Here is a 23,687-nt window from a genome sequence, read left to right on the forward strand (position 1 = left end):
GCACACAATTCAAAACGCACAAATGTGTCGTTTTCCTTTCACGAATCTGAAGGGTTGCTGAAAACATTTGGGTTTATCGTTTTTTCATAGGAAAGTCTCTCAACGACCTAGAGACGAGTTGCCATGGTTTCCTCAACAGCTCGGACCTCCGAGACTCAGAGACGCAGAAGCAGTGATCCGATTAGTTGGTATTTGGCGACGATTGGCCGAATACCACTGCTGACTGCTGCTGAAGAAATCGAGCTTGGCAATCAGGTCCAGAAGTTCATGGAGCTGACGCAGGATGGATCGGTCTCTCCTGACAGTGAGGAGTTCAGCTCCAAAGATCGCCGCATGATTCGCGTTGGCCAGCGAGCCAAGCAACGGATGATGAAAGCCAACCTTCGCCTTGTGGTGAGTGTCGCGAAAAAATATCAAGGCAAAGGCCTTGAGCTTCTCGATCTCATTCAAGAGGGTTCCCTTGGCTTGGAACGCGCCGTTGAGAAGTTTGATCCAACTCGCGGATACAAGTTTTCGACTTACGCCTTCTGGTGGATTCGTCAGAGCATGACCCGGGCAATTGCTTGTCAGTCACGCACCATTCGTCTGCCGGTGCACTTGAGCGAGCGTCTCACCACCATCCGCAAGGTGAGTCTGGATCTTGCACACAAGCTCGGTGCGATGCCCAGCCGTCTCGAGATTTCTGAAGCACTGGACATGCCTGTTGAGGAGCTCGATTCCTTGCTGCGCCAAGCTCTCACGACTAGCAGCCTTGATGCTCCTGTGAATGGAGAGGATGGACGTAGTTTCCTCGGCGATTTGATTGCCGATTCCTCAGCAGAGGAGCCTCTCGACAAGGTCGAGCAGCGCATTCACCACGAACAACTTGGTCGCTGGTTAAGTCATCTCAGTGAGCAGGAGCAACACGTGCTCACTCTGAGGTTTGGTCTCAATGGCAACGAGCGCCACACCCTTGCTCAAATTGGTCGTTTGCTCGATGTCTCGCGTGAACGCGTACGCCAGGTGGAATTGAAGTCGCTGCGCAAGCTGCGCAATCTCACTCGTCGGATGTCTCCAACGTTCTGATTGATCGATGAGTCCGCGGCTGGGTTCAAGCATCAGTCGAGGCAATCTTTTTCGTCCTTCACGAGTTCTTTGGGGTCCCCCCGCTCTCTAGCCCTATCTGAGCGATAGGGCGAAGATGCGATGAGCAAAATGCTGTTGAAGAGCTCAAACAGCAGCGAGGGATCATGTCGATCTACAACCTCTGGAGGGGTAGAAGAGGATTATTAGATAGGCATCCCCCCCTATATGTATTGGGGGACAGCTCCTTTGAGAGTGTTTCTTGGTCCAATACCTATACGAATAACTTTTCAGACATGTCCGGCTTCATTCCTAAGAAGAACTTGACCGAACCTAATCAGCCCCAAAAAACCAGAGCGTTGACCTACACGGAAATGATGAATGGTGGGCAGCAAAAAATGGACGATGTTACCCATTACCAAGAGATAGAGATACAGCAGCGAAAGGATGTATCTGAACGCTCCGTCGAGCATCTGGAGCAGTCCTTTAAGACTAAAGATGATCAAATTGGAGGCGGCTCTGGGATCTGATGAGTGCGCATTCTTGCCTTGTCATCTCTACATTTCTTGTATATCTGATCGCTTAGTTCCGATAGAGAGGCGCCACCAGCAAAAGCAGCAACGCTTGGCTTGAAGTTTGAGCGCTTTTTTTGATGAGGACCTGAGGTTCATGTCAAACAGGAATATGAGACTGGCGCTGAGCTTCTCTCGTAAGCCACTTGGTTTCCTTATTTTTTGATGTTGACGAACAGGTCGCTGGAGATAGAGCCGTCCAGGCGTAAGGCAGAAGACTTCGTCCTTCAGTATTATCCACTTCTTTTAAGTGGTTTCTAATCCACATGTTTTGTGGTCTGTTCTTGGACAGGTTGTCTGCAATGAGAGATCTATGTCTTGTATATATGTGGGGTGAAACTTCCTGTATGCGTTACGGGGTTTCTTTTTACCAGTTTAAGCATGTGATCTTCTTTGCATAAGGGTATGTAACACCCTGAAGATTGCTGAACGGGAGAGGAGTATCGTTAAGTTCCAGGTCTAAAAGACACTAAATCATCACGCATTGAATTCAATGTCTCCATGACTTGCGCTGGGACCTGCTCTGCCGTGGTACTAAGAATTGGGCGATCAGATTCCAAGAACTCAAGAACCGTAACGCTGCCAATCAGTGCAAAGGTAATTGAAATAAACTTCGTCAGGTGATTCTCCTTTTTGTTGGCTTTTTTCTTGCCCTTGAATAAGTAGCGTTCCATTTCTAATCTCCATAACTCTCTCAACCTAATTAGTCAATTCAAAGATTGCTAGAGTGGGTGATGAGAACTAATTAAGTGTTTTCTTAGTCACTAGAACGCTGTGGTGTAGAGCGATGCTTCCTGGAATTGGACCTAGAAGAGTCTTGCTATTAATGAGTGAGTGCCATTGCCCAATATTGAGCTAGCAACTCATTGAAGCTATCTCTGCATTCGCGAGCCTTGCTCCATTCCGAATTGCGAACCGCTTGGTGATATGAACTCATTACGTTGGACTTTAGGGCCCTAAACTCGATGTCACTCATTAGAATAATTCTGTTGAGTATCATGGTGATCAAAAGTATTGCGTTAAAAATTTGTGGTCTCCGTGCAAAGACTTAGAGTCTCATGAAAATCAGTTATGGATTTATTATCGAAATTATTGATGGAGTCCGTGAGTAGTTGCTGGAAATCAAAGATTGCCTAAATTTTATTGCGAATCCTGATGGCTTTTTAAGTGTTTTCCATTCGGCCAACTTGTCTTATCGTTCAAGAAATGCTCTGCGTCAATTCCGTTGTTCATTTGCAGAAAATTATTCGCATAGTGCTGGATTCAATCATCGGTATTGAATATTGCTCTACTTCGGTTGCTAAGGCTTTTTGAAGAGGCAACGCAATTGCGCTGGACCTGGACTGGTTGGCTGCTGAATCCATCTTCGCCAGTTGAGGCCAGCTTCCACGGTTTGCCTTGTTTGGATTGAGACTTCTTCAGTACAGGACAAGTTCGTAAGCCAGTGGCTGTGCCCCTCGTTTATCACCCGGCCTACAGCGCACCTTTGCCCTCCAGCCATCGCTTCCCGATGGCGAAGTTCAGGTTGCTATCTGAGGCTTTAACGGACCTTGGGCTGATGACTCCGCAACAGTGGCATCGCCCTCTACCTGCGCCGCGCCGCTGGCTCGAAACAGTTCATAAGCGGTCGTACCACGAGGCCTTTGCAAGAGGCAGGCTCGATCGGCAAGCTCAGCGCAGGATTGGTCTTCCGGCCACCACACCCTTGGTGCAACGCACCTGGTTAGCGGTTGGGGGAACATTGCTCACGGCCAGGTTGGCTCTTGAGCATGGGGTGGCCTGTCATCTCGCTGGTGGCACGCACCATGCCTTCCCCGATTACGGCAGCGGCTTTTGTATTTTTAATGATATTGCTGTGTCAGCCAGGGTTTTGCTTGAGGAGGGGCGCCTAGAGCGCTTGATGATTGTGGATTTGGACGTGCATCAAGGCGATGCCACTGCACTGATCTTTGCTGATGACCCAAGGGTCTTTACATTCTCTGCGCATGCAGCCTCGAATTTTCCCTCTCGCAAGCAATGCAGTGATTGCGATCTGCCATTTGAAGATGGTGTTGAGGATCAGGCTTATGTGGCTGCAATTGGTGAAGCGCTCCCCTCACTTTTAGACAGCTTTAAGCCTGAGCTGGTGCTTTACAACGCTGGCGTGGATCCGCATCGAGACGATCGGTTGGGCCGACTTTGCCTGTCCGATCCGGGACTTTTGCAACGCGATCATCTCGTGTTTGATGCCTGCCTTCGTCGTCAGATTCCCCTGGCCAGTGTGATTGGCGGTGGCTATGACGCCCTCAATCCCTTGGTTAAGCGTCATGCCCTGGTGTTCAGGGCAGCGACCGACCAGGCGAGATTGCATGGTCTCTAGAGAGGAAAAGACTCAGTCTTCAGCCCAGATGTAGCGCGTCAGTTCTGAGCCATCTGGCTCGGGTGCATTGAGAGCAAAGTCCACGCAATCCTGCACCTCTGCATCGATCTCTTTTTCGATCGCACGAAGCTCATCAGCACTCACTAAACCATCGGAGACCAGATCGCGCTCAAAGGCTTTGAGGGGATCGCGCTTGGCCCAGAATTGCTTTTCTTCCTCGGCACGGAGCTCATCAGGGTCGGCCAATGAGTGGCCCCTGAAGCGATAGGTGAGGCATTCAAGAACCGTTGGACCTTCGCCAGCTCGCGCCCGTTCGATGGCTCGTTCGGCAGCGGCTCGAACTGCGAGCACATCCATTCCATCAACCTCTTCCCCAGCCATGCCGAAGGCAGCAGCTTTGCGCCAGATTTCCGGATCGCTGGTGGCGCGGTCATGGGCCATACCGATCGCCCATTTGTTGTTCTCGACCACAAACAGGATGGGCAGCTTCCAAAGCTGGGCCATGTTGAGGCATTCAAAGAATTGGCCGTTGTTGCAGGTTCCATCTCCGAAAAAGGCCGCGGTGACGGAGTCGCTACTGGAATCACCCATGGCATCACGTTTGTAGCGGCTCGTGAAGGCAGCGCCTAGAGCAACAGGGATTCCCTCGCCGATAAAGGCGAACCCACCAAGCATGTGATGTGGCTTTGAGAACAGGTGCATCGAGCCGCCACGCCCCTTGCTGCAGCCGGTTTCCTTGCCAAACAGTTCACTCATGACTTCGCGGGCTGGGACGCCTGCGCTCAAGGCATGTACGTGATCGCGGTAAGTGCTGCAAAACCAGTCGTGTTGACGCTTCATGGCGCCGATCACGCCAGTACTCACGGCCTCTTGGCCGTTGTACAGGTGAACGAAACCAAACATTTTGCCGCGGTAGTACATCTCCGCGCACTTGTCTTCAAAACGGCGGCCCAGGGTCATATCGCGGTACAACGCCAGCCCTGTCTCACGGTCAACGCTGGCTCTTTGGGTCGTCACGAGTGACGACAATCGCTCGGCGTGAGCTCCCATCGGGGATTCCCCATTCGCAAGCTTGTGATCGATGCCTGCCGCTGCGCCTACTGCGATGTCCTGACTCATGGCACCACCTATTTGACAACGAACTTTAAGGGGCCGTGTTGAGGAGATGGGCAAAACCCCTTTCGCTGCCTAAAGTTTCTCTGCTAATGAGCGCAAAGCTGGTGGAATTGCCCATCGATCATTTCCGCCTGTTGGGCGTCAGCCCTTCTGCTGAAACCGAGTCGGTGTTGCGGACGCTGCAGTTGCGTCTCGATCGCTGCCCCAATCAGGGTTTCACGCATGAGGTCCTCATGCAGAGGGCTGAATTGTTGCGGCTTTCTGCCGAACTCCTAAGCGATGCAGAGCGACGACAGGATTACGAGAGCACCTTGCTCAAATTGGGTCGCGATCATCCGGAAGAGACCGCAGGTCTGGAAATGACGTCAAGCCGGGAGGTCGCCGGCCTGATGTTGCTTTGGGAGGCCAATGCCCCGCATGAGACCTTTCAGCTCACCCGCCAGGTGCTGCAACCTCCTCAAGCGCCCGCCCTTGGTAGTGGTCGAGAGTCCGACCTTGCCCTATTAGCGGCACTGTCTTGCCGCGATGCGGCCCGCCAAGACCAGGATCAGCGGCGGTATGAATCGGCTGCCGGTCTGCTGACTGAGGGCCTGCACTTGCTCCAGCGCATGGGCAAGCTTCCGGATCATCGGCAGCGGCTTCAATCGGACCTAGAACAGCTCACTCCTTACAGAATTCTCGATCTGCTGAGTCGTGACCTTGCGGAGCAATCAGCCCGTCAGGAAGGGCTAGTGATGTTGGAAACCTTTGTCCAAAATCGCGGTGGCTTGGAGGGGGGTGCTGCTGAATTGACGACGGCTGGTATGGACCAGGGAAGTTTTGAGTTGTTTTTCCAGCAGATTCGTCGCTTTCTCACTGTTCAAGAGCAGGTGGATTTGTATGGACGTTGGGAGCGGTTTGGTTCGTCTGATGCCAGCTTCCTCTCTGTAATGGCCTTGGCAGCCGCTGGATTTTCCCAACGCAAGCCCGAGCGTGTTCAGGACGCACGCGGCAAACTTCAAGCCCTGGTTCTTGTTGGTTTAGATCTCAATCCATTGCTTGGATGCATGGATTTATTGCTCGGTGACGTCGATCGGGCATTGGAACACGTCCATGCCAGTCCTGATCTGGATCTGAAGGAATGGCTGGCGAACCATCCCAGTGATGATCTGGCGGCCCTCTTTGATTACTGCCGCAGCTGGCTGGGACGGGATGTCCTCCCCGGTTACCGCGATGTGGATGCCCAGGTTGTTGACCTAGAGGCTTGGTTTGCTGATCGCGATGTTCAGGCCTATGTGGAGCGCCTTGAACGTAAGGAGGGGCGAAGTCTCGTATCGCCCGATCCGTCTGAAACATCTGTTCCCGATACGGATTGGAGCTTCGGGAATCTCCCACCACTGGGCCTTGATCCAGAAGGCACGATGCCCCTTTCTTTTGGAGACGTGGAGTCTTTCCCTGAGAACAGCTCAGATCCTGGGGAGAAGGAGGCAAGGGGGAGTGGGCTGCGGCGGTTCATTCCACTGGCCTGGACGAATCTCAAGAGCCTCCGCCCTTCGCTCACTCGGCTTTCCCAGTCACGCCGAAAGCTCTCCCGCCGCACCCTCTCTCGACTTTCACTGTCGCGTCTGTCGATGTCGCGGATGTCCGTGTCTCAGCTTTCACTGCCCCAGCTTTCGCTCTCCCGGCTTTCGGGGAATAGGTCCTCATGGCCGCAACCGAGGCCTTCCTTATTAATTGGTTCAGGGGTGGTTGTCGTGCTTGTGGTGGTGGCATTCAGCCTCGTGGGATTAAGGCGTGAGGCGCAGCAGGAAACAGCAACTACGTCAACAACGAATCCCAGCGCGGAGGCCCAGCCCAGTGCGGACGCCCTCTCTTCTCTGCCGAAGGCCACCCTCAAACAGGAGCGGCCTAAGCCCAACGCGTTCATGGCACCCTTAGCAGTGGCGAAGCCGAGTGAGGTTCAGCTGCAAGCCCTTCTACAGACATGGCTTGATCTCAAGGCAACGGCGTTGCTTCAAAACGGTGGTACCGAATCCCTGGATGAGGTGGCCCGTCCTGTTCTTGTGGATCGCGTGAGCGATCAGCAGGCCGCCCTGTTGCGGGATGGCCTCGTCCAAAAGGTCCAAGCTTCAATTACCTCGATTCAGACGGTGAGCTCAACGCCCTCTCGCATTGAAGTCAGGGCACAACTCACCTACCGCGATCAAACCCTGAATGATCAGGGAGAGGTGGTGGATGAAACTCCCGCTGGCAACTTGCCTGTGACCTATATCCTTGGCCGAGATCCTGACGGTTGGCGCTTACAGGCTTATATCCCTGGTTAGGAATTTGTCCTAGGTGCTGTTGCTGGATCGACCCATTAGTTCAAAAAAGGGGCAGGACTTTTACAGTTGGATGAAGTGCTGCGCGGACTTCCTCCATGTTTGACGAGCTTTCAGCCCGTTTTGAAGATGCCGTCAAAGGGCTGAGAGGCCAGGACACGATCTCCGATACGAATGTGGAGGGGGCACTCAAGGAGGTCCGGCGGGCGCTTCTCGAAGCGGACGTGAGTCTGCCGGTGGTCAAGGATTTTGTCTCCGAAGTCCGGGAGAAAGCTGTTGGTGCTGAGGTTGTTCGTGGTGTAACGCCTGATCAGAAGTTCATTCAGGTTGTGCATGAGCAGCTGGTCGACGTAATGGGCGGCGGCAATGCCCCTCTCGCGCAGGCCGATCAAGCACCCACGGTGGTGTTGATGGCTGGTTTGCAGGGGGCAGGCAAAACCACGGCGACGGCCAAGTTGGGGCTTCACTTAAAGGATCAGGGACGCAAGGCCTTGATGGTGGGGGCGGATGTGTACCGCCCTGCGGCGATTGAGCAGTTAAAGACTCTCGGCGGTCAGATCGGTGTGGATGTGTTCAGTCTCGGGATCGAGGCCAAGCCTGAAGACATCGCAGCGGCCGGTTTGGCGAAGGCGAAAGAGGAGGGGTACGACACTCTGTTGGTTGATACCGCTGGCCGTCTGCAAATCGACTCCGAGATGATGGAGGAGATGGTCCGTATTCGCAGCGCCGTGCAGCCCGATGAGGTGCTGTTGGTGGTGGATTCGATGATTGGCCAGGAGGCGGCCGAGCTCACCCGCGCTTTTCACGATCAGGTGGGGATCACCGGAGCTGTGCTCACCAAACTCGATGGCGATTCCCGCGGTGGTGCGGCGCTGTCGATTCGCAAGGTGAGCGGTCAGCCGATCAAATTCATCGGTACGGGCGAAAAAGTTGAGGCTCTCCAGCCTTTCCATCCTGAGCGGATGGCGAGTCGCATCCTCGGGATGGGCGATGTGCTCACGTTGGTGGAGAAGGCGCAGAAAGAGGTTGAACTCGCTGACGTTGAAAAAATGCAGAAAAAGCTGCAGGAGGCGTCGTTTGATTTTTCTGACTTCCTTCAGCAAATGCGCTTGATCAAACGCATGGGATCTCTAGGGGGGCTCATGAAAATGATCCCTGGGATGAACAAAATCGACGACGGCATGCTCAAGCAGGGAGAGCAGCAGTTAAAGAAAATCGAAGCGATGATCGGTTCGATGACGGCGGCGGAACGCACACAGCCCGAATTGCTGGCGGCTCAGCCCTCGAGGCGCCGGAGGATTGCCTCCGGGTGCGGCTATCAAGCGGCTGATGTTGACAAAGTGCTCGCTGATTTTCAAAAGATGCGTGGGTTTATGCAGCAGATGACCAAAGGTGGCGGAATGCCCGGAATGCCTGGCATGGGTGGAGGTGGTTTCCCCGGCATGGGTGGTGGGATGCCCGGAATGCCCGGGATGCCCGGGATGCCTGGAATGGGGGGTGGAATGCCTGCTGGGCAGCCTGGAGCGGCTCCCCGCCGTCAGCGTCCTTACAAAAAGAAGAAGGGTTTTGGTCAGCTTTGAGTCCGCGGCACGGTAGGTTGGTCGCTTAGTGCAACGTTTTTGTTGCGCTGAATTCCACCTTTAAGCAAGCGCCACGATGATCAAGCTCCGCCTGAAGCGGTTCGGTAAGAAGCGGGAAGCGAGTTTCCGCCTCGTGGCCTGCAACAGCACGTCGCGCCGAGATGGCCGTCCCCTGCAGGAGCTGGGTTTTTATAATCCACGCACCAAGGAAACCCGTCTCGACGCAGAAGCACTGCGTGTGCGCCTTAGTCAGGGTGCACAGCCCACTGATGCTGTTCGCTTCCTGCTCGAGAAGGGCGGGCTGCTCGAAAAGACTGTGCGACCTGCTGAGACCATTGGCAAGTTGAAGCAGGCTGCTGCCCGTGAAGCGGCAGTGAAGCAAGCGGCAAAAGATGCAGCAGAAGCCAAGGCAGCAGCAGCTAATGAATCTGACGATTCAGGCACTGACTCCACCGAAAGCTGATCAAAGCCATGCCCGAAGCTGCCGCAACAGGTCGCTTCGCCCTTGATCTCCCCCATGCTGAAGCCGCTCTTGCATTAGCAGGATCGGCAGAACAGACCCTGCATCAACTGGAGGCCCTCACCGGTGCTTCCCTTGTGATGCGGGGTCTTCAGCTTGAGATGTCCGGCAGTCTTGTCCAGATCGAACGCGCCGCAGCCGTGGTTGAGTTGGTTCGGCCGATCTGGCAGGACGGCCAAGCGGTGTCTCAGGTTGATCTGCAATCAGCGTTGGGTGCCTTAAATACTGGCCAAGGTGAGGATCACGTCGCCCTGGGCGATCATGTGCTCGCCCGCAACCAAAAGGGCAACCTTCTGCGTCCCCGCACTTTGCGTCAGAAGAAGTACGTGGATGCGATGGAGCGCCATGACCTCACCTTTGCACTCGGTCCCGCCGGTACCGGAAAAACATTTCTCGCAGCCGTGTTAGCCGTACGCATGCTCACGGAGCGAAAGGTTGATCGCTTAATTCTCACGCGGCCAGCGGTTGAGGCTGGCGAGCGTCTTGGCTTTCTTCCGGGTGATTTGCAGCAAAAAATTGATCCCTATCTCAGGCCCCTGTACGACTCCCTGCATGCTTTGCTTGGCCCTGAAAAAACCACATCTCTACTCGAGAGGGGTGTGATTGAAGTGGCCCCACTGGCCTATATGCGGGGTCGCACCCTGGCTGGCGCGTTTGTGATTCTTGATGAGGCTCAAAACACCACGCCAGCTCAGATGCGCATGGTGCTCACGCGTTTAGGAGAGCGTTCACGCATGGTTGTCACCGGTGACATCACTCAGCAGGATTTACCACCTGGCCAGTTGAGTGGTTTGGTGGAAGCGGCACAGGTGATGGATGGGGTCGCCGGGGTTGCTGTCTGTCATCTCACCGCGGCTGACGTGGTACGCCATCCATTGGTGCAACGCGTGGTGGAGGCCTATGCCAGCTTTGATGAACAACAATCTGATCCACAAACAGCAGCTGGTACGAGCCGGCTCAGGGGTGCCTGAATAGGGATCAGCAACTGTATTTTTGCCACCTGCTCGTGGATGGGGTCGTGGTCTTGAACGGTTCGCCTGCTGATTTGAATCGATAGGGGGATCCACACTTCTGCTGTAGTCCATTCCCTGTCATCGCTGGCAAAATATGAGCAGTCTTCAGTGAAAGGCATGCCAGCCAGCAGTAATTTTCAAGAGGCCATCCGGGAGGCACAATCAAGTGCTCTTGTGGGCCCCAATGTTGTCAATAAAGCACTGCCCTATGTGGGCGGTGGCATGGTGCTCACTGCCGCAGGTGTTCTAGGAGGTATCTCTACCCTGGCCTCCCTGGGGGGACAGACGTTCCAAACTCTGTCGTTCGTTGCGATAATCCCTTGGTTCATTCTGTTTTTTGTCGCTCAAAACGCGGCCAAAAAAGGTAATAACGGCACGGCTCTCCCCCTTCTTGCCACCTTCAGTTTGCTCACGGGGTTTACCCTCACAGGCTTAGTTCTTCAAGCCGTCGCTGTGGCTGGTGCCGCTTCGATTGGCATTGCCACGCTCGCGACCGGCCTCACCTTTGCGATCGCCTCCGTGGTTGGCAGAAGGATGAGCGATAGCGTTGGACAGGCTTTATCGGGTGTGGTGGGGCTTGGCCTCATCGGTCTGATTATTGCCATGGTGGTGCAATTAATCGGCAGCTTCTTCGCTCCAGGTGTCTTTGCTGTAGGCACGTTTGAATTGATGATTGCCGGTTTCGGCACGGTGTTGTTTGTAGGCATGGCCTTCGTGGACTTTTACACGATGCCCCGTACCTACCGCGATGATCAATATCTCGCAGGTGCGTTGGGAATGTATCTCACCTATATCAATCTGTTCATCTTCATTTTGCGCCTGATCATTGCGCTTCAGGGTGGTGGTCGTCGCGACTGATTTGATTGATGATGAGGCAAGCTCAATCTCAAGTCGTTGTTTCAATCCCGGCATAGTCCGGGATTTTTTATGGACAGTGTGTGTCGACCTGTAAGGAATTAAGGCGGATTGAACGTCGCTTTGCTCTATTGAGACTTCGAGGTTGGCAAGATCATTCATGCCCAAGAAGAGTGCAGAGCTAATGGGGAATGAACAGGGGAATCGACGGGTTCAATTCATTCTGCGAATAGCAATTTCCGCCGCCTTAGGCGGTTTTCTATTTGGTTATGACACGGCCGTCATCAATGGGGCTGTGTCTGCTATTCAATCCACATTCAATGCGTCTGCAGTGAATCTCGGACTTGCGGTGTCATCAGCACTGTTGGGGTCTGCAGCTGGTGCCTTGGGCGCTGGTTGGCTTGCTGATGGGATTGGACGTCGCCGAAGCATGTGGCTTGCGGCGATTTTGTTTGTTGTGAGTGCACTGGGCTCTGCATTGGCGCCCCACTTGATTGATCTGGTGATCTGGCGCGTGATTGGGGGTGTGGCGGTGGGTTTTGCCAGTGTGCTTGCGCCTGCCTATATCGCAGAAATCTCACCATCGGAGATGCGTGGCCGCACGGGGTCTTTGCTGCAATTGGCCATTGTTCTGGGGATTTTTATTGCGCTTTTAAGTGACTATTTATTGGTTCTTTCCACCCCAGATCAAACCTCCTTGTCGGCTTTGGGGCCGATGGCGGCATGGAGATGGATGTTGATGTCTGAGCTGGTTCCTGCTGTGATTTATGGAGCGATGGTGTTGCGAATACCAGAAAGTCCTCGTTATCTGGTTCAAAAAGGTCGGATTGAGCAGGCTCGTCTTGTGATCTGCCAAACCCTTGGCGAGCCGACGCAACCGGTGATTGATCGGATTCAATTCAGTCTTGGCAACCATAAAGGGAGCTCAATTGCTGACCTTTTTTCAAGGCGATCATTGCTTTTGCCTATTGTTTGGACAGGGATATTGCTAGCGATATTTCAGCAGTTTGTGGGTATTAATGTCATCTTTTATTATTCAAGCTCATTATGGGAGTCCGTTGGTTTCAGTACTACGGACAGCTTGGTTATTACTGTTGTTACTTCGGTCACGAATGTTGTAACGACAATCCTGGCGATCCTTACGATTGATCGATTGGGGCGGCGTCCTTTGCTGCTGATCGGTTCTGTTGTGATCACGATCAGTTTGGGGCTAATGAGTTGGGCCTTTGCCGGAGCTCCCATCGTGAATGGAGCACCTGTGCTTGCAGGTGCTTCCTCATGGGTGGCCTTGATGTCAGCCAACGTTTTTGTATTTGCTTTTGGCTTCTCTTGGGGACCGGTGATGTGGGTTCTGTTGGGAGAGATGTTCAATAACCGCATTCGTGCCCTCGCCTTGGGGTTGTCTGCCACCGTGAATTGGCTTGCTAATTTTGTGATCTCAACCACGTTCCCTGTCTTCCTTGAGACCTCAGGACCGTCCTTTGCCTATGCCCTTTATGCCACGGCTGCTGCGATTTCATTTTTCTTTGTTCTATTCATGGTCCGGGAAACCAAGGGGCTAGAACTTGAGGATATGGTCTGACGGGTTCAGTCGTTTAGATAAGGCTTCAGTTGGTTTTGTGTGGTTTTAAGCGTTGTGGCACATCATTTTTAGTTGCTGTGTAGGCACTGCTCTGTTTTCACTAACATTTCGGCTTTTCTGTTGTGGGAGGAAGAGGCTAAAACTTTAAAGATGCGAACTAATCTGGGATCGATTCAATCGACCGTGCAATCGCTGTCTTCTGGTTTACGTCGTATCCCCAGCGATCTAGAAAGGCCACATCGCTGCCTTGATTGTTGCTTACTGCTGCCAATAAGGTTTCTAAACGTGCTTTAACGCTGTGGGGTTCGAGTTGGCGCAGCAACTCGGTGCAGCGCAGATTCACTCGCTCTGAACCTGCCGCTTGCTTGTCATCGGATTGCTGACGATGGTGCACCACCATCGCTGCGCTCATTGCAAGATTGCGAACGGTGAGGTCCACAACTCCTTCTCCACAGGAACGAAGTTTGCCCACCAGAGCTTCAGGCAATCGATCCATCAGGGCACTGTTGCCAGCCAGGCTGATCACAAAAAAGCCCCTCGCTCCATCGCGACTCTCCAGAAGCTCCCCGACTCGATCGGCGATCACTTCATCACTGATTTCTTCTTGATCCCATTGCTGGAGCCAGACAGCGGCGATTTCCATCGCCTGTTGAAACGTAGGCGTTTGCACGGATTCCGAAATTGGCGGCTCGTTTTCTGACGGAACAGTTGAGTCCTGATCTGTCATGAGGCTTGGAGTACGGGGGTTAGGTCTCTCAGCAGATTAGGTAGACAGGGTTTGGCTGCGTCTTTCTCAACACTTGTTTGAGACACCCTTTTCTTGATGCAAGCATCGCCAAAGTAGGGACAACCAGCTGGCGATGTGTGGAAGCTCAACAAGCTCATGATCTCCATGTGAAGCTGCCAACGGGACATTGGCAGGCCTTACTGCGTCATTGCCAGCAAAGCGGTGAGACACGTGGCGCCGTGGTGCGCAAAGCATTGGCGGATTACCTCGACCTCGACCATCACACCCTTTGGCAGCTCTCCACCTCCACCGCCGTAGTGGAAGGGGTTTTTGGTGGTGCTCTTCAGGTGAAAGACCTGATCGACCATGGCGACTTTGGTCTTGGCACCTTTGAACAACTTGATGGTGAAGGGATTCTTCTTGATGGGGTCTGTTGGCAGGCGAGGGCAGATGGCAGCCTGATCAAGGCGCCGCCTGATGAGGCCATTCCTTTTTGGGTTGCCACCCATTTCCAGGCTGAACGTCAGATGAGCGTGATTGACATAGGCAGCGTTGAGGATCTTGGCGCGCGAATCGACCCGTTTCGGCCCGGAGCCAACTTGTTCGTGGCGATCCAAATCAAAGGGGTGTTTGAACAGGTGGAGATGCGAACGGTGTCGAGGGTGCCCGAGGGTGTGGGCTTGCTAGAGGCTTCCAGCAAGCAAGCCATGGTTTGCATCGAGAAGGTGTCTGGAACCTTGGTGGGGTTTTGGAGCCCTGCGCACACCACCAGCTTGAACATCCCTGGTTATCACTTTCACTTTCTTTCGGACGATCACAGCAGCGGAGGTCATGTCCTGGATCTCAAAGCGGATTCTTTGGAGATTGAACTGGACTTTCAATCGAATCTCAGGCTGGCTCTTCCAGAAACCAAGCAGTTTATTGAGGCTGATCTATCCCATGACATCAGCGAGCAACTCCATAGGGCGGAAACCAAACCCCAGGACTGAGTCGGTGACAGCGCAGACTTAAAGGATGGTTGAGTCTCTTTCTGGTTCGTTCACCAGCGATAAATCCAAGGAATTTCGCTCTGGGTTTGTTGCGCTGATCGGCCGCCCCAATGTGGGGAAATCCACGCTAGTGAATCAGCTTATCGGTGACAAGATTGCGATCACTTCGCCTGTGGCCCAAACCACCCGCAATCGGCTGCGCGCGATCCTCACCACCGATGAAGCCCAGCTGATCCTGGTGGATACGCCCGGCATTCATAAACCCCATCACTTGTTGGGTGAGCGGCTGGTGCGTACTGCTCGATCAGCGATTGGGGAGGTGGATCAAGTGCTGCTTTTGCTGGAGGGATGCGAGGCCCCAGGACGGGGTGATGCCTTCATCGTGCAATTGCTGCGACAGCAATCCTTGCCGGTGCAGGTGCTGCTCAACAAGTGGGATCTGGTTCCTTTGGAGCAGAAGGATGCGGCCGATGCGGCCTACCGAGAGCTGCTCAGTGAGACCGATTGGCCGGTTCATCGCTGTAGTGCCCTGAGCGGTGATGGTTGCCCTGAGTTAGTGAAGGCGATTAGTTCTTTGATGCCCGAGGGCCCTCAGCTGTATCCATCGGACATGGTGAGCGATCAGCCCGAACGCTTGCTGATGGGAGAACTCATCCGTGAACAGGTGTTGCTCAATACGCGCGAAGAGGTGCCCCACAGCGTTGCGGTGAGCATTGATCGCATTGAGGAGATACCCGCGAAGGGCAAGGGCAATGGGCGTACGGCCGTGTTGGCCACGGTGTTGGTGGAGCGCAAAAGCCAGAAGGGGATTTTGATTGGCAAAGGCGGGGCCATGCTCAAAACGATTGGTCAGGGCGCGCGTCTGCAGATGCAGACCTTGATCGATGGTCCGGTGTATCTCGAACTGTTCGTGAAGGTGGTTCCCGATTGGCGAAGTAAGCCGGCCAGGCTCGCGGAGTTGGGGTACGTGGGTGATTAAGCACAGGTTGCTGGGCCTGCGAAGATGCAAGACATGAGCGATCAAACTCCGTTCCCACCGTCAGATCTCGACGGTTTTCTTGCCCTCTGCGTGGGCCGTTGGATGAGCTTGCGAAGCCGCTTCCTGATCCATGCATCAGAGCAGGAATGGCATAGCAGTGAGCGGGGCGAGGTTGAGGTGTCGGCTTCCGTTGTTGCTGGTGTGCCCTGTTTGGACGTGACTCCCGCGGAGGGTGGTAAGAGCACCCTGGCGTTTCAAGCTGATGGCTGTGTCGCGATCCATGCATCCGGCAAGGAGCACAGCGGGCGTTGGCAGCTGCTTCCTGATGCCATCCTTGAGATTCAATTGACAGCCAATAACGGCGACCAGGTGCTGGAACGTATTTGGTTCACCAAACCCAACCTGCGTCTACGCAGCACTACGGCGGTTGGTGGCGATGGAAAGCCCAAGCAGGGCAGTTTCTGCTCGGAGATCCGACGCGTTAGTCGTCCGCAGAGCTGATATTTGATGGCTCCCTATCGCCTCGATGTGATCAGCTTGGCGCCGCAGGCCTTTGCGCCATTGCCTGAGGTTGGGGTGATCGGTCGTGCCTTTGGGGCCAAGATTGCTGAGTTGCACCTCCACAACCCTCGCGATCACGCCATCGACCGTCATCGCAAGGTGGACGATGTGCCCTACGGGGGCGGGGCTGGCATGGTGCTCAAGCCGGAACCGGTATTTGCCGCTTTTGAGTCGGTACCGGTTTGCTCACGGCGGCGTGTGCTGTTGATGTCGCCGCAAGGACAACCCCTGCGGCAGGTTGACTTACAACGCTGGTCGCAGGATTACGACCAGTTGGTGTTTTTGTGCGGGCATTACGAAGGCTTTGATGAACGCATCCGCTCCTTGGCTGATGAGGAGGTGTCCATGGGGGACTTCGTGCTCACTGGCGGTGAACTTCCGGCCATGACGATCATCAATGGAGTCGTGCGGTTGTTGCCGGGCACGGTGGGCACGCCGGAATCCTTAGTGGAAGAAAGTCATAGCGATCTGTTGCTTGAGCATTCGCATTACACCCGCCCGGCGGATTTCCGTGGCATGACAGTTCCCGATGTACTGCGAAGCGGGGATCATGGCGCCGTAGCTCTTTGGCGTCAGCAGCAGCGTGAGCAGCGCACCCAGGAGCGTCGGCCAGATTTATGGAACCGTTGGCAGCAGATCCAAAATCCAACCCCCCCCGCTCCCTAGCTTTGATTCAGGGGTATGGCTGATGAGGCACGCCATTCCTAGTTTCAGTGGTTTTTGCTGTGAAGGCAATGCGCCTTTACACCGATGGCAAGTGTGCTCCGCTGACGCAAACTATGGACATCGAGATCGGAGGCGCTTTGACAGACGACACTCCACCTGAGTTATCAGCAGAAGCAAGCTGACTTCAGGTCCCTGCTCCAACAGTCTCAACAAGACGTGGGTTGTTCCTTTGGTAGGCAATGCCTTGCGCGCCACGCCAATCGATACTCCATCTGCACCGTCCTAGGTGCCCTACGGAGAACACGACCCCACACCTAGAGCCCCGGCCCCAGGTGATCCTGCAGACAGTCGCTTCGCGCCAATCTTTCAGTTCACTGTTTTCGATACGAGGTTCAGTCTTCCGCGATACAGATTCACTGATTAATGGTTTGCGATATGAATAAACGAGCGAGCTAGGCCGTCTTTTCCATCTGGGAGAGGCGGCCTCTCCTTATGGGGCTTTGTTGTCGTTAGTGCTCAGCAGTTCTGACGTGGATGGCATGAACAGGCCTCTTACTATTGGCTTTGAAAGAAGAGCTCTTGGGTTTCAATGATGACTGAAAGCAGAGTGGCGAATTAAAAGATTGGTGTGTTATTTGAGATTGCAACATTAATTGCCTTAAGTGATGGGAATGTTTCAAAGATAGAGGAGTCGTTGATTCGTGGTCTTCCTGCTCAGATCGCTGTCAAGAGCGGTTTGGATGATCTTCGGGGATCGAATCTTCAGAAACGCAACAGCTGAATCAAGCTTGCTCTCTGATCAGGCTCGTTATGGGTTTGAGCTTTGATGATGAGATATTGCGCAATCTTCTTGTTTAAATACTTAAATATGGTGATTGCCGGCAACGTCTAGACCATCTGTTCCATGCGCTTTATATGGGTCTTGCCATCAAGACGGAATGGTGATTCAAGGGTATTCCATTTTGAACTATGAATTACATCGTCCTGATCGTGCCGGCTCGATTTTCAGCAGACATTTATTTGGCTTGATGTTTGTTGTTCAGCTTTCAATGGATACAGTTCAAAATGTCATGAGGATCTGCATTAGGGTTCCGCCCAGACCTACTCCAATCGAGAGGCAGGCGATCCAAACGCTGAGCGGAGGCGGGTTGCCAGGTGGCATGGTGATCTCCCGTTAGTTCATCACAGGCTCCGGAGGAGATAGAGGAGTGAATCGTCATTCCTCGGCCTAACCGGATTGCAAAGGACTAAATCCCTAGTCCTTTGAACATTTTTATTTTCAGGCCTTTGCGGCCACTGATGTGTTTTCGATGAGAGATGACGATGTTTGCAAAGAGGCATGTTGACGTTTCTTTTGAGGAATCATTGTTTTAATGATCGTCCTTGTTTGTTTTTGATGATTTTTTGGCTATTTGAGTGATGCCTTGTGATGGATTATCGCTTTCTTTTATGAAAATATTGAAGGGCTATTGGCTTGTTCTTGTCAATGTTTTAGTTCTGGGGTGATTGTTCGTTTTTAATGGCGTCTTATCGCTTAAGCTGCTCCTCTAGTTTGCTCTGCTTTGTTTGCGGTAAGGGGCTTGATTTTGCGTTTTTCTTGAGTCTTTAGGGTGAAATGGGTTGCGATTGTGTTGCTCTTGCGATCTGTAGGGTCATGCGTTCTGAGTGGCGCTCGGCAGGAGCATGTCATCGCTTCTGGTGTTGCTGTTGCCCTTAAAATCACTTCTCGATGAATCAATCACCAGTTGTTGAGACAGGTGAGTGAGATCGTTCGGCCTGCTCCCCACCCCTTGATGACCTCTTCGGTTCCGTCCCTTCGAATCGGCAACGGCTATGACGTCCACCGGTTAGTACCGGACAGGCCACTGATTCTTGGTGGTCAGCTGTTGGAGCATCCAGCAGGACTAGGTCTCGATGGTCACAGCGATGCTGATGTGTTGGTGCACGCGATCATGGACGCTCTCTTGGGGGCGTTGTCTCTTGGTGACATCGGCAAATATTTCCCCCCCAGTGATCCGCAATGGAAAGGAGCCGACAGTCTTGTGCTGTTAGAGCAGGTCGTGGCTTTGGTAAAGGCACGCGGCTGGGGCGTGGTCAATGTGGATGCGGTGTTGATCGCTGAGCGGCCCAAGCTCAAGCCCCACATTGAGGCGATGCGATCGGCCATCGCCCTCAGGATTGGTGTTGCTCCAGATCAAGTGGGTGTCAAAGCCACCACCAATGAACAGTTGGGCCCTGAAGGTCGGGAAGAGGGGATCTCATGTCAGGCCGTCGCCCTTTTGCAGGCACTTTGATGCAAAGCCTCCTGCCGCGATTCCAGCCGTTGATGATTAGGGTCGCCACCCTGATCAGTGTTGCTTTGGTGCTGATGGTTCAATCAGCCGATGTTCGTTTCGCTGCGTTTGCAGATCCAGACGGTGGATACGACGTTGCTGTGATTGAGCATCTACGCATCTCGGTGCCCGCGCAAGGACGGGAGGCGTGGCTGGAAGCGGAACGAGGTAGCTGGGAGCCTTGGTTGGCTCAACAATCTGGATTTCTGGGTCGCGATCTGCTTTGGGACCCCGAAACAGAAGAGGGCACACTTTTGATTCGGTGGTCGAGTCGACAGGCTTGGAAAGCGATCCCCAGTGAACAGGTGGAAGAGGTTCAGGCCCGCTTTGAGCAGCTCGCTCGTAACGCCATGGCGCTTCCTCAGGTGATGGACAATCCGTTCCCGCTCGTCTTTGAAGGAGAGCTTTTGCCCCCATGAGTAGCGACGACATCCGTCTCGACTGGCAGCGGAACGATCGTCTCGGCATCAGCGAAGCGATCTGGGGTCTGCATAAATCGGTGGATCAGATCGTGGCCATTCTTGAAGCCTTTGCGGTCAGGGATCAGCCAGCTCTTGTTACGCGTGTGGATGAGACGAAGGCTCAGGCCGTTCTCCAGCGCTGCAATACCGAGCTTGTGCGTTTTGAGGCCCGGGCCCGATGTTTAACGTCGGGAGCCCCGCCGACATTGCGACCGGAGCTTGGGACGGTGACGGTGCTCAGTGGCGGCACTAGCGATCTCCCCGTAGCTGCAGAAGCGCAACTGGCCCTGCATTGGCACGGCATTGATGCAGGCCTGCTGCTGGATGTGGGGGTTGCCGGGTTGCATCGACTCTTGGATCAATTACCGAAACTTCAGCAGTCGTCGGTTCTGATTGCTTGCGCGGGCATGGAAGGAGCCCTGCCAACTGTGCTCGCTGGTCTGTTGCCCCAACCGGTGATCGGAGTGCCGGTGTCGGTGGGTTATGGCGTTAGTGCTGGTGGACGGGCGGCACTTGATGGAATGCTTGCGAGCTGTGCTCCAGGCCTGGCTGTGGTCAATATTGATAACGGTTACGGAGCAGCCATGGCTGCCTTGCGAATTCTGCAACGACGCACCTGACTCAGCTGGCCTGCTTTTGCGCCCTGATCTCAGTTTGGGACTCCCCAGTGTGCTTTTTGCCTAAGCGTGAAAGCTCATCACTGTGCTGGTCGCATTCCACATTGCGGAGATGGCAAACCAGCTCGATGAGGTCGCCTTGATCAAGCTCGCCATTCGTCTGCCACTGCATGGCTCTGGGGTCTAAGCGTGGAGCAGTGGAGGTCAAGACTCAACTCGGGAAGTAGGGATTTAAACCTATTGAGTTGAAACCCTGACGGCTTGTTTGATGTCGTGAATTTGGCGGAAGATTTTCTTAAATCAGCATTCAGAGATGCTGGAGGTTTGGATAAGCCATCACCAGCTCATCGGCGCTGAGTACGTCGCCACTTCCATCAGGTTGCCAAATAACCTCGAGAGCCATCAGGTCTGAAGAGGATGTGGAGCCAAGAATCCGCAGCGTTTCGCGCAGGTCTTCGCCACTGTTGACTTGCTTGAGCTTCACGCTTTGACGGCTAGCTACGAGCACTGTGACCACGATGAATTCGTTGGTGGCATCCGCCTCTCCGCTGCTGCTCGATTCCGCTTCGTTGTTGTTGCGCACACCGCCCACATTGGTGGTGATTTCAGCGCGCAGCTTGCTGCGTTCTGTCATCGATAGGCGGTTGAATGTCGATTCAGACGCGTTGAAGGGAACGCTTCCTGATTCAACATTGGCGTACACCCAAAGTTCCGGCTGCCTTAGTAGGGCGAGGGTTGTTTCCTGCAATACCCGTTGCAAACCAGACGATGAGCTGGTGTCAGCGGATGCGGCGAGCTGACGCAAATCGGTTTGCAATGACTTGGCACTTGCGAGCAGTCCGATCTGCATCTGCAGCATCGACACGGGTCCGGTGGACAGCTCCCTGGGGGCTGGATAACCACCGCCGATTGCAGGGGATCCGCCACCACTGCCATTACGCACGGCATTGACTAACACACCCACGATTGCCGCGAGCACTAAAAAGCCAAACAGGCCGCCTCCGCCAAATCCAAAGATCGGGATGATGAACGGAAAGCCCATTCCGCCTCCGCGTCCATATCCCCGTCCGTATCCACCACCTCCGTAACTACGTCCATATCCCCCGCTTCTTGGCATGGACGGGGCGCGGAAGCTACCTCCCCCGATCCGACCGCCGCGAGCGGCTTCACTGGGTTGGGGGCTAATTACCAGGAGGGCAACAACAAGGGCTGGCACCAGCAATCCCGAGAGCCAGCGTCTGATTTGAGCAGCCTGGGGGCGGAGTTTGGAGGAGGCCAAGACGGCATATCACACTCCAATAACTCTAGGAACCACCGCCCACGATGGTGACGATCTCGAGGTTGTCACCGTCTTGAACCTGCTGGGCTTCCCAGAGTTCTGGCGTCAGGATTAAGCCGTTGTATTCCACAACAACCAGCCGTGGGTGATGGCCAAGTTGCTGGATCACTTGATCCAGCCTTGCTGCTGATGGGTCAAGGCTGCGCCGTTCGCCGTTCACCGTGTAATGAGCCATCTACTTCAACTCCTTGCTTCTACTGGGTTTCTGGTGATGCTTTGACTGAACCCTATGCCCTTGATCTATGCCCCCTTCCGATTTGTTAATAGTCGGTAGGTCCTGCTCCGATGGCATAGCAAGGAGTTCAGCTGGTAGTGAAGTGGCAATTAGACATGGCATCTCATGGAGGGTGGCATTGCGCCACCGTTGCTTCAGTTGTGGAATGGGTTCTCGGGCGCCGTGTTCCTTTGGTTGTCTCCATGGCTGTCAGTGAAGACGTGCATGTCATCCATTCCCAAGCATTTAACTCTGCACTGTCTGTTAAATAGTGGAGAGAATGCCAACCCGCTGGCATCATCAATTGTAGCCACTCTGGGTCGATCAGCATTAAGGAGCGAAGGGCCTATGTTTCAGCTGGAGGTGGGCTAGGTGAGGTGGTTAGGGCCTGCGCTATGGCGAGATGCCCTCAGGTGATTTGGCCAAAATCCTAAAGCTTGATAAAGTGACTCAGCTAAAACGATTAAATGGCAGAACACACCTCCAAGCATTTCACGCTTTTGAAACTGGAGGATGCATGGATGCTGAAATCTTCCCATGTCACCAAGGATCAGGATGGAGACTGGATGGTCACCAACGGTGAACTTCATGAATTGCTGGAGTTATTGCAGTCAGCAAAGAACGACTTTCAATGAATCATGCAAGTACTGTGGTGCTATACGGCAAAAAGGACTAACGAGCCTTTGTAGAGCATTCCAGGCACAAGCTTTGTATGGCTAGATGAGAAGCGTTTGCCCTGCGAAGGGCATCTAGTAAGCATTTCAGTAACAATTTTATCTATTGCAGTCAGGGTAGCTTCAGCTTAAGCCTCAGCAGCTTTGACTGATAGTGGGTCTGGAATTGACTTATCAGTTGCAAAAGTAGCTGAAAGATCGTCCTCACGCAGATGTCTGAATGGGATTGTCGATCTCTGATTGGTAAGCACTTGGGCTGTTATGTGTTGTGAAAAAGGTTATGTAAAAGCCACCTTCAAAGGATTAGGCCTAAGTAAAAGAGTTGAATCGCTAGGGTTGTCTTGAATCCTCTTCACTGTGTTCTTCCTCTCCGGGAACCTCAGGTTGAAGTTGTTGCTCCACCCACTGGCTAAGCATGAGCAGAAGGAAGCCGTGTGGTCTGAGGATGTGGTTGTTCTGATTCAATTGGTATCAGTTTTGGTTGCTGTAGATTTGTTTTTAGTCATGCCTAGGGTTTTGTAATAAGCAGCTTCTAAAGCGCTCTCGTAATTCCTGAGGTGCTTCCTAATGCTTGCCTCTACCTCAATATTTGTAGGAGGTAGTGGTGGTTTAAGTGTCACCCAATAAGGCGACATAAGGGGGTCTATTGTGCAGCGGCTGCCCTCAGGCCAGTGTTGGGTCAGCTCGAATGGATTGCTGTTGTGAATAACATTGCTCATCCACTTAGAGTGTTTGCGATTTATCCATCTATGTGCTTGTGTGATGCGAAATGTGATCACATCCATCACAAACTTGTCCCACTTGTTCTGCTTCTCCAGCTCATTCCGCTTAAGTCTCAGAAGACGCAAGTAGTGGCCATTGTGATGTAATTGGCATTGGAGATAGAGGTGATCTCTTCTCCTGTAGCAGGTACGCCTAAGGGTCTGCGTAAGTCGTCTTAGGGCCTCTGCATGGGCTTTTTTCTGCTGTTGTTTGTCGTAGGCTGTCTTTTTGTCAGGAGCCCGTAGAAGGGCATCTAGTTGTGTCTTGCAGAAGGGATTGTCTTGAAATGAATAGAGAAGATCGTAGTGATTAATCTTCCCTTTTTGTATCTCCGAGGTTGGGCGGTGGAAGCGAGTAGGCGAAGGAGGTCTATTGGCGTTGTTCATTGATTGGACCCGGCTGGGCA

25 protein-coding genes are annotated in these 23,687 nt (G+C 53.5%); 18 read left to right on the top strand and 7 right to left on the bottom strand.

What is annotated here, in order from left to right; all coding sequences use genetic code 11:
- Positions 1–123: 123 nt before the first annotated feature.
- Positions 124–1,065 (top strand): RNA polymerase sigma factor, RpoD/SigA family, encoded by a 942-nt coding sequence (locus tag SYNC_RS03655; protein WP_011618702.1) that lies wholly within the window; start codon positions 124–126, stop codon positions 1,063–1,065.
- 293 nt (positions 1,066–1,358) lie between these two features.
- Positions 1,359–1,592 (top strand): hypothetical protein, encoded by a 234-nt coding sequence (locus tag SYNC_RS13535; protein WP_049750387.1) that lies wholly within the window; start codon positions 1,359–1,361, stop codon positions 1,590–1,592.
- Positions 1,593–2,080: 488 nt separating this feature from the next.
- On the opposite strand, the gene SYNC_RS03665 is transcribed toward SYNC_RS13535, so the two are convergent.
- A complete protein-coding gene (locus SYNC_RS03665) occupies positions 2,081–2,308 on the bottom strand; it encodes a hypothetical protein (RefSeq protein WP_041426393.1) in 228 nt (75 codons plus the stop codon).
- Positions 2,309–3,078: 770 nt separating this feature from the next.
- Here SYNC_RS03665 and SYNC_RS03670 point away from each other — a divergent pair.
- Positions 3,079–3,993, top strand: coding sequence for a histone deacetylase (locus SYNC_RS03670; protein WP_011618704.1), 915 nt, complete (start codon positions 3,079–3,081; stop codon positions 3,991–3,993).
- Positions 3,994–4,005: 12 nt separating this feature from the next.
- On the opposite strand, the gene pdhA is transcribed toward SYNC_RS03670, so the two are convergent.
- A complete protein-coding gene (gene pdhA, locus SYNC_RS03675; RefSeq protein WP_011618705.1) occupies positions 4,006–5,112 on the bottom strand; it encodes a pyruvate dehydrogenase (acetyl-transferring) E1 component subunit alpha in 1,107 nt (368 codons plus the stop codon).
- 86 nt (positions 5,113–5,198) lie between these two features.
- On the opposite strand from pdhA, the gene SYNC_RS03680 reads away from it, so the two are divergent.
- From SYNC_RS03680 to SYNC_RS03705, 6 genes are all read left to right on the top strand, one after another.
- Complete coding sequence (locus SYNC_RS03680) at positions 5,199–7,412, top strand: ARC6/PARC6 family protein (RefSeq protein ID WP_237699271.1); 2,214 nt, start codon at positions 5,199–5,201, stop codon at positions 7,410–7,412.
- A gap of 95 nt (positions 7,413–7,507) precedes the next feature.
- Complete coding sequence (ffh, locus tag SYNC_RS03685; RefSeq protein ID WP_011618707.1) at positions 7,508–8,989, top strand: signal recognition particle protein; 1,482 nt, start codon at positions 7,508–7,510, stop codon at positions 8,987–8,989.
- Positions 8,990–9,065: 76 nt separating this feature from the next.
- Positions 9,066–9,452, top strand: a complete 387-nt coding sequence (rpsP, locus tag SYNC_RS03690) for a 30S ribosomal protein S16 (protein ID WP_011618708.1) — start codon at positions 9,066–9,068, stop codon at positions 9,450–9,452.
- An 8-nt stretch (positions 9,453–9,460) separates the two neighbouring features.
- Positions 9,461–10,480, top strand: a complete 1,020-nt coding sequence (locus tag SYNC_RS03695) for a PhoH family protein (RefSeq protein ID WP_011618709.1) — start codon at positions 9,461–9,463, stop codon at positions 10,478–10,480.
- 159 nt (positions 10,481–10,639) lie between these two features.
- Positions 10,640–11,380 (top strand): Bax inhibitor-1 family protein, encoded by a 741-nt coding sequence (locus tag SYNC_RS03700; RefSeq protein WP_011618710.1) that lies wholly within the window; start codon positions 10,640–10,642, stop codon positions 11,378–11,380.
- A 157-nt stretch (positions 11,381–11,537) separates the two neighbouring features.
- Positions 11,538–12,959 (top strand): sugar porter family MFS transporter, encoded by a 1,422-nt coding sequence (locus SYNC_RS03705; protein ID WP_041426394.1) that lies wholly within the window; start codon positions 11,538–11,540, stop codon positions 12,957–12,959.
- 157 nt (positions 12,960–13,116) lie between these two features.
- On the opposite strand, the gene SYNC_RS03710 is transcribed toward SYNC_RS03705, so the two are convergent.
- A complete protein-coding gene (locus SYNC_RS03710; protein WP_011618712.1) occupies positions 13,117–13,686 on the bottom strand; it encodes a hypothetical protein in 570 nt (189 codons plus the stop codon).
- A gap of 167 nt (positions 13,687–13,853) precedes the next feature.
- Here SYNC_RS03710 and budA point away from each other — a divergent pair, with 167 nt between their 5' ends.
- The 7 genes from budA to larB all read left to right on the top strand — a co-directional run bounded on the left by budA (position 13,854) and on the right by larB (position 20,295).
- Positions 13,854–14,675 carry an acetolactate decarboxylase gene (gene budA, locus SYNC_RS03715; RefSeq protein WP_011618713.1) on the top strand — a complete coding sequence of 274 codons (822 nt, stop codon included), beginning with the start codon at positions 13,854–13,856 and terminating at the stop codon, positions 14,673–14,675.
- 25 nt (positions 14,676–14,700) lie between these two features.
- Positions 14,701–15,654, top strand: a complete 954-nt coding sequence (gene era / locus SYNC_RS03720; RefSeq protein ID WP_011618714.1) for a GTPase Era — start codon at positions 14,701–14,703, stop codon at positions 15,652–15,654.
- Positions 15,655–15,678: 24 nt separating this feature from the next.
- Positions 15,679–16,155, top strand: coding sequence for a phycobiliprotein lyase (locus SYNC_RS03725; protein WP_011618715.1), 477 nt, complete (start codon positions 15,679–15,681; stop codon positions 16,153–16,155).
- Between the two features lie 6 nt (positions 16,156–16,161).
- Positions 16,162–16,881: a tRNA (guanosine(37)-N1)-methyltransferase TrmD gene (gene trmD, locus SYNC_RS03730; RefSeq protein WP_011618716.1), complete on the top strand. Its 720-nt coding sequence runs from the start codon at positions 16,162–16,164 to the stop codon at positions 16,879–16,881.
- A gap of 1,793 nt (positions 16,882–18,674) precedes the next feature.
- On the top strand, positions 18,675–19,175 hold the full coding sequence (ispF, locus tag SYNC_RS03740) for a 2-C-methyl-D-erythritol 2,4-cyclodiphosphate synthase (protein ID WP_011618722.1): 501 nt from the start codon (positions 18,675–18,677) through the stop codon (positions 19,173–19,175).
- Positions 19,176–19,207: 32 nt separating this feature from the next.
- Entirely contained in the window at positions 19,208–19,633 is a 426-nt protein-coding gene (locus SYNC_RS03745) for a TIGR03792 family protein (protein WP_041426910.1), read from the top strand.
- Positions 19,630–20,295: a nickel pincer cofactor biosynthesis protein LarB gene (gene larB, locus SYNC_RS03750; RefSeq protein WP_011618724.1), complete on the top strand. Its 666-nt coding sequence runs from the start codon at positions 19,630–19,632 to the stop codon at positions 20,293–20,295. Before SYNC_RS03745 ends, larB begins: the two co-directional genes overlap by 4 nt.
- Position 20,296: 1 nt before the next feature.
- On the opposite strand, the gene SYNC_RS14160 is transcribed toward larB, so the two are convergent.
- The 3 genes from SYNC_RS14160 to thiS form a co-directional block, all read right to left on the bottom strand.
- The gene (locus tag SYNC_RS14160) at positions 20,297–20,500 is read right to left on the bottom strand and encodes a hypothetical protein (RefSeq protein WP_011618725.1); all 204 of its coding nucleotides are present in this window, start codon (positions 20,498–20,500) and stop codon (positions 20,297–20,299) included.
- A gap of 99 nt (positions 20,501–20,599) precedes the next feature.
- Positions 20,600–21,571, bottom strand: a complete 972-nt coding sequence (locus tag SYNC_RS03755) for a DUF1517 domain-containing protein (protein WP_011618726.1) — start codon at positions 21,569–21,571, stop codon at positions 20,600–20,602.
- A 25-nt stretch (positions 21,572–21,596) separates the two neighbouring features.
- Positions 21,597–21,806 carry a sulfur carrier protein ThiS gene (gene thiS, locus SYNC_RS03760; RefSeq protein ID WP_011618727.1) on the bottom strand — a complete coding sequence of 70 codons (210 nt, stop codon included), beginning with the start codon at positions 21,804–21,806 and terminating at the stop codon, positions 21,597–21,599.
- 155 nt (positions 21,807–21,961) lie between these two features.
- Between thiS and SYNC_RS14545 the strand changes: the two genes are divergently transcribed.
- Both SYNC_RS14545 and SYNC_RS14550 read left to right on the top strand, forming a co-directional pair.
- On the top strand, positions 21,962–22,117 hold the full coding sequence (locus SYNC_RS14545; RefSeq protein ID WP_011618728.1) for a hypothetical protein: 156 nt from the start codon (positions 21,962–21,964) through the stop codon (positions 22,115–22,117).
- A 195-nt stretch (positions 22,118–22,312) separates the two neighbouring features.
- Positions 22,313–22,480, top strand: a complete 168-nt coding sequence (locus tag SYNC_RS14550) for a hypothetical protein (protein WP_011618729.1) — start codon at positions 22,313–22,315, stop codon at positions 22,478–22,480.
- A 500-nt stretch (positions 22,481–22,980) separates the two neighbouring features.
- Here SYNC_RS14550 and SYNC_RS03765 read toward each other — a convergent pair whose 3' ends face one another.
- Positions 22,981–23,667: a hypothetical protein gene (locus SYNC_RS03765; protein ID WP_041426396.1), complete on the bottom strand. Its 687-nt coding sequence runs from the start codon at positions 23,665–23,667 to the stop codon at positions 22,981–22,983.
- Between the last annotated feature and the right edge of the window lie 20 nt (positions 23,668–23,687).

It is taken from the genome of Synechococcus sp. CC9311, from assembly GCF_000014585.1.
Lineage (GTDB): Bacteria > Cyanobacteriota > Cyanobacteriia > PCC-6307 > Cyanobiaceae > Synechococcus_C.